The organism is Mucilaginibacter angelicae (genome assembly GCF_042434235.1).
GTDB classification, from domain to species: Bacteria; Bacteroidota; Bacteroidia; order Sphingobacteriales; family Sphingobacteriaceae; genus Mucilaginibacter; species Mucilaginibacter angelicae.
On sequence record NZ_JBHLTS010000024.1, the window covers coordinates 243,499 to 251,404 of the forward strand.

The window sequence follows — 7,906 nt, forward strand, 5'->3', positions numbered from 1 at the left end:
CAAAAATAGAAAATTTAACGGGCATACTTTTGCCTGCGTAAATAATGTTGAAAAATAGCACATATTAACACTAATACCAGCGGAACAATGGTATTTACCAGTTGCCAGTACATTTTTTCACTGCGGATGCGCGCCCTGTCCAGCAGGCGGATCCTGATCTCCTTGGTACGCAAGGCTATAAGCCCCGAGTCGTCGGTCATGTAGTCGGCTATGTTAAGCAGCAGATTTTTGTTGCCGTACGTTTGATGGGTATAATGATCGTAACCCAGGGGGTACGGTGAGCCATCGCTGCCTACCTGGTTCTTCAAAATATCGCCATCGCTAATCACTATCATTTTGGTGGGCTCGCTCTGCTGCTTTAGGGTAACCTGCTCCTTAATGCCTTCGGGCAGCGGGCGGTTTTGCCAGTCGCTTACAAACTGGCCCTCCAGTAATACACCGGTTATTTTAGGTGTACTTTGAAATTCTTTGGGGTTTGGTTCCTGCTCCAAAGCCTGCAATGATAACATGTGCGGTGCAGTAAGCTTTTTATTATAGGGCGATGAAGTTAGCAGTACCGTTTTGGTTACGTTTTTGGTATCAAGGATATCAATACTGCTGGCAAACTCACTGCTGATGCCATCAAGGTTTTTTACTACAGGATGTTTGCTCAGGGGTATAAATACCGGGTAATACAACCATGGCAGCATCTGGATTTGCGCCTGCCCGCCAACATTGCCTGTACTGATGGGGATCTGTGAGCAGTTCATATCGGCTATCAGGTCATAATTAATGCGGATGCCGTAACGGAAAAGTTGATCATCTAAATTAAGCTGCTTGGGGAAGGCCAACTGTTCGCCGTCATGCCCGCGAAGGCTGTCCAACTCGGCACTTACCTGGTCTATCGTCCATAGTACCCGGCCTCCGTGCATGATATACTGGTCGAGCTTGAATTTCTCTATTTCTGAAAACTTCTGATCGGGCTTGGCTATAACCAGCAATTTGATCTTTTGCAGATCGGCGGTGGAGATAGCATTTAAATCTACCCGGCCTACCTGGAAACCATCGGCAAGGGTTTTCATGGCATCGTTCAGTTGCAGGTCGGTTAGCTCATGGTGCCCTTCAGTAAAACCGATTTGCGGCCTGCCCCCGTCATCTGCCTTTTTTATAGCCGATGTAAACGCATATTCCAGGTTTTGGATAGAGTTATTCAGCACTTCATCGGGCGAGAGGCCGATCCTGCTCAATAATAATTTTACGGGGATATCCTTCCCATTTGCTGATACCAGCGCCGAGGGAAAGATGAGCTTTTGCGTTACCCCATTATCCGTTTTAACACTCAGGTTGGTTGGCTCAACACCTTCGGCGGCCATGTTCTGGATCACCTCGTTTTGCTGATCATTACTTAAACCTTTCAACGGGTCGCGAAATTCGAACCGGATTTTTCCACGACTGTAGGCCTGAAGGTCGCTCAGCATATCGCGGGTAGCGTTTTGCAGGCGTTTAAAACCGCCCGGCAGATTATCGCCCTGTAAGTAAACTACAACTTTTACAGGTTCTGATAGCCTGTGCATGATCTTCCTGCTTACAGGAGATATGGTAAAACGCTTTTCAGCAGTAAAATCAAAGCGGGTAAAAGAAAAATAAGCCGAGCTTCCAAGCGAAAAAAACACACATAATAATCCAACCATACCATTGGATAAGCGTTTTTGCCTTTGCCGGCCTAAAACAAATAATGTAAGCCAGATAAAAAGGCCTCCTGCTACTAAAAAGTAAATCAAATCGCGGGTATCCAGTACACCACGGCTTACGGATTCATAGTGCTGTGTGATACCTAAATTTTGCAAGCCAAGGTCCTGCAGGGATAACAGCTGACTTAATGAATCAAACCCGCTGTAAAAAAAGAAGCACAGGAAAACAGCAATGGTAAAGGCAATGATCTGGTTTTTGGTAACCGAAGAAGCAAACATGCCTATCCCCACAAAAACACCGCCTAATAAAAACAAACCGATGTATGAGCCTATAACAGCCCCGGTATCAATATTTCCCGGTGGCATACCCAATGAACTTACCGAATAATAATAAACCAATGTAGGCAGTAAAGCAAAAAGCACTATTGATAAACAGGCGAAGTATTTACCCAGCACTATTTCCCAATCTTTCAACGGGCGGGTGAACAGCAGCTCAAAGGTGCCTTCCTTACGCTCTTCGGCAAGGGAACGCATGGTGATGGCCGGGATCAGGAACATGAACAGGTACGGGGCAGTGCTAAACAGGCTTTCGAGCCCGGCATAACCATACTCAAGGATGCTTGAATCAGGAAATACCCATAAAAACAGGCCCAGCACCAGCAAAAACACACCGATGGTAACGTAAGCCACCAGCGAACTGAGATAAGATATTATTTCTTTTTTAAGGATGCTTAGCACGTTATATTATATAGTGTCAGGCGCCGAAATTACAACAATATTGCGCCAAAGCAAAGAAGCAGTTTGATATCGGATTTCGGAATTTCTATTTCGGATTTATTTATTGATGGTTTCTTTCGCTGGTTTAAGCGCCTTCCGCTTGGACCCAAACTCAGGTTACCGTCCATGCTTACTTTTAAAACGGGAGCGTGGACGCTCCTGCTAAAATATAGTTCAAACGAAGGACGCCTGAACTTGCGGAGCGATGATTAAAGATGATAGCGTCCGTTCCGGGAACAACCACCTGCGGCCACTATCAGCCAACCGCCTCCTTTAAAACCTGTACTTATAAGCTACGTTTAAGCCTAACTGATCAATAGGGTGATTATAGTCGATATTTTTGTAGCCGCGTTCAAAGCGTACACCAAAATCAAGACCGTGATGCGGGCCAATCGGTACAACTGCCCCCGCCCCACCCGAGTAGATGAACGAGTTATATGATTTATTATTTGTTTTAAAAGCACAGCCTGTTTCGGCGCTTACGTAAAAATATTTTGCCCAATAGTATTTTAAGCCGGCAACTACCGGCAGGTATACATAAGGTCCGGGATGTAATTTGGGATAGACCTGACTTGACGAATATTCAACACTATACAGGTAATACCGGTTCGATTCAAAATAAATATACCCGGCACCGGCTGTAAAATGAAGTGCTTGGGTAATGGGTGTCTCCAACTTTAAATTAACGCCGAAACCACCCTTATAAGTAATATCGTTCCCGCTGTATTGGTAACTGCCTATGTTAAGCGGCACATCAAGTTCGGTACCAACGCTCAGCGATGTTTGATTGCCTCTTTGGCCTTGAGCTATAAATGAAAACGCAATAAATAAAACGGTTAATAAAAAGTGAATAGGTTTGATCATGATATAAAGGTAATAAGTTGTGTTACAACAACTATACGCTTATAAATAATACATTGCTACAAAAAATAAAAACTATCTGCCAAACCTATACGCAAACCTGATGGCCGTTTGCTGCAAAGTATGGGCCGACCAGCTTTCGTACCTCAAACCCAGTTCAAAGTTACGGTTATCAGTACTTGTAGGGATCATAATAGCCGGGCCGATTGAAAAGGCAAATAACTTACGCTTATCGTAATTAAGTTCGATAATGCTGCCTGCTTCGGCCTCCAAAAACAAGCCTGAACTAACGTTATACCTTACTCCGGCTTTTAGCGGTACAAAAATATCGCCACCGGAGTGCCCCTCATTTAATGGCGAGTTTTTACGAAAAAAGCTGCTAAACCCTGCTGTAAGCGTAAGGCTCACCGGGCTTACAATGGGCTGCTCCAGTTTAAGCGAAGCGCCAACCCCTACATTATATAAACCGCGCGATGGGATGCCAAATTCAACACCACCACTAAAAGTGGTTGAAGGTTTCGGCCCGTCCTGGGCATAGGTTTTAAAAGCAGGGAGGATAAGCAGCAGCAATATCAGTTTTTTCATAACGGGTCGAAAATACAATATAAGCTTAAACTGATGCAAAGGGTAACACAGTTTAACTAACCCGATTTAAGGTTCCTACATATGCCAGTTAGCCAATGCAATAAGCCCGATTGTGCTGATAACAACAACTATTGCTCCCACTACTATTCCTATTGTTGCTAATGGTTTGGCCTTTCTTTCGGCAAAATTAACTCCCGATGAATTCCAGTTTAAAATATCTCCATTTGTGTTAAATGCAAATTTCACATACTTGTTATGTTGCGAAAACTGCTTTACGCTTACCGGGACGGTATTAAAACCACTGCCCGCATTATACACGCCATTGATCTTCACTTTGGTTTTAGTATCGTTAAAAACCGAGGGATCGCTGCAATTGTAAAGCCATTGGGTAGTATCGTTTACAACCATAATTTCATCAGGTTGCCCAAACTGCTTTATCACGTCATTTTTGGTATGATAACTTGACATAACCTCTTCATGCGAATAGATCTGCTTACTACAGCTGCTTAAGAGTACCCAACCGGCAAATGCTGCAAAAATTATTACTATATTTTTCATGATGATCGCTATTAGTAATACTGTGAAATAAATAAAGGCCCGCTAAGGCCTTTATTTTTATTTATCAAAACCGATAAGCGAGGCGTGCGCCTACCTGCCCAATTGTTCCGTTGTTTGACCACGCTTCATAACGCACGGCAACTTCAAAACCTCCGTTAAAAGTATAACCCAAACCCGGCGAGTAAAGGAAGGAGTTACCGCCGTCTTTTTCGGTTGAAAACACGGTGCCCAACTGTCCTTCAAAAAAGAAGCCGCCATCCAGGTAGGGCTTAATACCTGCTTTTACAGGGATAAAACCAAATGACGATTTACTATCGGGTTCCTGAAATTCGCTTTTAACATGTAACGATTCATAGCCTGCAGATAGCGTAACGAAAACCGTTTTTGAAACAGGGTACTCGTACTTAAGTGAGCCGCCTATGCCATAATTAAAAAGCTCGTGAGCATCGCCTGTAGGGAGGGCTGCTTCGGCACCAATACTGAATTTGCCAGGGCCGTTTGATGATTGCGCAAAACTGCTTAATGCTGTACAAACGAGCAATAATGGCAGGAATAACTTTTTCATAACATTTTGATTTAAGGTTAATAATGATTGATTGTTGAATAAAACTACAACCATTATACCCCGCCTTAAAATGGATAAATCGGTACCGGAGGGAACATTACGTAACAATTAATTAACTGTAAAACAATCATTTGCAAACAATTGCATTTTTCACTACATTTATTGCAGGTTAGGGTCGGCTTTTGCATTTTTTACTAAAAACAGCAGGCTGATTATTGATAATTGCTAAAAATTTCACGTAACACCCCCCTAAGGTTATGGATAATAACAGCGCCCAGCAATCATTTTTTAACCACATTAAATCAAAGCTCGCCAGTCATCTTTCCTTTGTTGACGAAATAGCTGAAATATTGAACATCAGTAACGATAGCGCTTACCGGCGCATAAGGGGCGAAAAACCTATAAGTCTTGACGAAACCCGTGTACTGTGCAATAAGTTCCAGGTTTCTATTGATCAGCTGCTCCACACCAAAAACAATACAGTGCTTTTTTCAGGTAACAGGGTTGATAGCATAAACTTCAGGTTTAATGAATACTTACTGGATGTGGCCAACAACCTGCGGCTATTTAAAACACTGAAAAATGCCCAGATCTTTTTCTTTAATAAAGATGTACCCCTGTTTCACTTTATGCAGTTCCCGGAGTTAAGCGCTTTTAAATTCTTTTTTTGGAAACGCACACTTATAGGCTACCCCGAACTGGCCAAGCAACAATTTACCGGGCCCGAGAGCGATGAGGAGCTCCTTCAAATTGCAAACGATGTGATCAGGCTGTACACCGACATCTCATCAACCGAAATATGGACCGAAGAGAGCATCCACGTTACCATAAGGCAAATTGAATTTTACAGGCATACCAACGTATTTATTAATACCGGGATGTTGCTGAAGGTATATAACCAGTTAGAGGAATTATTAAATCATCTGGAGATGCAGGCAGAAGCTGGCCGTAAATTTATCTATAACCAGCAGGCCATGCCTAATAACCAGCCTTATCATATCTACATTAATGAATGCCTTCTTGGCGATAACTCCATTTTTGTACAGGGTGACGGGCGACAAATTGCCTATCTTAACCATAATGGCTTAAATTTTATGGGTACGCAAGACCAAAGCTTTTGCGACTATACTTATAAAAACCTGCAAAACATTATCAGCAAATCAACCCATATTAGTTTGGTTGGAGCCAAAGAGCGAAGCATCTTTTTTAATAAGCTGAGGGAGAAGATCCACGAGCGTATCAGGAGCATCAATTGAAAAAAGGCAGGAATGGGATTATATTTATTTTTTATCAATCCTGTTGCCATTCCAATCGGTTAGCAAGGGTTTATGAAGCTCATACCATCTGCTCACAAAATGATCTATATTATTTAAATCATTGGCAATAAGCCTGTTTAGTTGTGCCACCCTTTTGTTAAAACCCCATTTGGAGTAATACCGCCTCAATTTATGCTCTTTGGTACGAAAAAGCGGCATGCCTTTAAAATCATCTATCCTCAAACGCATCCGGGTAATACTGTTTGGCGGCAAATGAAACTGAAAACCATCCATGCCCCGCAATTGCTGCACTGATGTTACCTGCGGCTGCAATTCAAAAATATTAAGGAATATCTTTATCCACCTGTCGCCCCTTGAAATGTGGGTTTCAATAAACTCCATACGCGAATGGCCGCTAACCCGGCACAACGCGTACGAAAAGCCATTTAAGTTATTGCGCCCAAACCACGACGAGGTAAAAGGAGATTTTTCAAAACCTTTTTTTTGAAGAGCGGGGATAGCGGTTTCAACAAAAATTTTATTTCTTGTTTCAAGCAATGTTTTGGGCGATACTTTATAAAACAATCCCATATCCCACCATTTTAAGGTTTCAATTATTGGTAAGGCTGATAAACACCTCCTCCAGCGATTTGTCTCCGTTATTTTTCCGGAGCTGCTGCAGGGTATCGTTGGCTACTATAGTGCCTTTATTAATGATAATAACCTGGCTGCATACGGCTTCAACCTCCTGCATAATGTGGGTTGACAGCACAATGGTTTTGGTTTTACCGAGGTCAAGGATCAACTGGCGGATCCCGATCAACTGGTTAGGATCAAGGCCGGAAGTTGGCTCATCCAGTATCAGCACTTCCGGATCATGCAGCATGGCTTGTGCCAGTCCCACCCTTTGGCGGTAACCTTTTGATAGCTGCCCTATTTTTTTATGCTGTTCGGGGCCGAGGCCTGTTTGCTCAATAATATCGGCTATACGTTTGGCAGGCTCATGAATTTTATGGATCCCGGCAACAAAACCCAGCGATTCCTTTACATACATATCAGTGTAAAGCGGGTTACTTTCGGGCAGATAGCCAATCCGGCGTTTAACTTCAAGGGGCTGCTTAACCACATCAAACCCGCATACCGATGCCGTACCCGATGTTTGCGGAATAAAGCCGGTAAGAATTTTCATGGTAGTTGATTTACCCGCGCCATTAGGCCCTAAAAAGCCCAGTACACCCGGTTGGGCAGTAAAACTAATGCCATCAACAGCCTTTTGTACACCGTAAACCTTGGTTAATGCCTCAACACTGATACTCATGCGGTAAAAATAGATTTTAGATTTGAGATGTGGGATATGAGAAGTGAGATTTTGGTGTGCCTGTCCGTCCGTAAGGGGATAACGGGGATTAACGGACGAGTGGCCGACAGGATTTACCTTCCTACGCTTGTCTGCTTTTATTTCAGGTGTTGGACCCAACCAGACGGACGGACAAACATTCTCCATCACGTCATTGCTGTAAAGGTTAGATAATTCGGTAACAGAATTAGCTTTATATAACTAAGCTAATTTTGTTATGCGAATAAACACCAATGATCTGACGCTAAAGCGAAACTATCTAAGTAAGTATCGTTTT

At 43.0% G+C, this 7,906-nt stretch carries 8 protein-coding genes; 1 reads left to right on the plus strand and 7 read right to left on the minus strand.

Features of this window, described 5'->3' with window-relative positions; all coding sequences use genetic code 11:
* Positions 1-14 precede the first annotated feature (14 nt).
* From gldG to ACFFGT_RS19070, 5 genes are all read right to left on the minus strand, one after another.
* Entirely contained in the window at positions 15-2,408 is a 2,394-nt protein-coding gene (gene gldG / locus ACFFGT_RS19050) for a gliding motility-associated ABC transporter substrate-binding protein GldG (protein WP_377024112.1), read from the minus strand.
* A 312-nt stretch (positions 2,409-2,720) separates the two neighbouring features.
* On the minus strand, positions 2,721-3,311 hold the full coding sequence (locus ACFFGT_RS19055) for a hypothetical protein (protein WP_377024113.1): 591 nt from the start codon (positions 3,309-3,311) through the stop codon (positions 2,721-2,723).
* A gap of 72 nt (positions 3,312-3,383) precedes the next feature.
* Positions 3,384-3,893 (minus strand): hypothetical protein, encoded by a 510-nt coding sequence (locus tag ACFFGT_RS19060; RefSeq protein WP_377024114.1) that lies wholly within the window; start codon positions 3,891-3,893, stop codon positions 3,384-3,386.
* 75 nt (positions 3,894-3,968) lie between these two features.
* Entirely contained in the window at positions 3,969-4,451 is a 483-nt protein-coding gene (locus ACFFGT_RS19065; protein ID WP_377024115.1) for a hypothetical protein, read from the minus strand.
* Between the two features lie 64 nt (positions 4,452-4,515).
* Positions 4,516-5,016: an outer membrane beta-barrel protein gene (locus ACFFGT_RS19070; RefSeq protein ID WP_377024116.1), complete on the minus strand. Its 501-nt coding sequence runs from the start codon at positions 5,014-5,016 to the stop codon at positions 4,516-4,518.
* Between the two features lie 257 nt (positions 5,017-5,273).
* Between ACFFGT_RS19070 and ACFFGT_RS19075 the strand changes: the two genes are divergently transcribed.
* Positions 5,274-6,272, plus strand: coding sequence for a helix-turn-helix domain-containing protein (locus tag ACFFGT_RS19075; protein WP_377024117.1), 999 nt, complete (start codon positions 5,274-5,276; stop codon positions 6,270-6,272).
* A gap of 24 nt (positions 6,273-6,296) precedes the next feature.
* Here ACFFGT_RS19075 and ACFFGT_RS19080 read toward each other — a convergent pair whose 3' ends face one another.
* A complete protein-coding gene (locus ACFFGT_RS19080) occupies positions 6,297-6,863 on the minus strand; it encodes a hypothetical protein (protein WP_377024118.1) in 567 nt (188 codons plus the stop codon).
* Positions 6,864-6,882: 19 nt separating this feature from the next.
* Positions 6,883-7,590: an ATP-binding cassette domain-containing protein gene (locus ACFFGT_RS19085; RefSeq protein ID WP_377024119.1), complete on the minus strand. Its 708-nt coding sequence runs from the start codon at positions 7,588-7,590 to the stop codon at positions 6,883-6,885.
* Positions 7,591-7,906 lie beyond the last annotated feature (316 nt).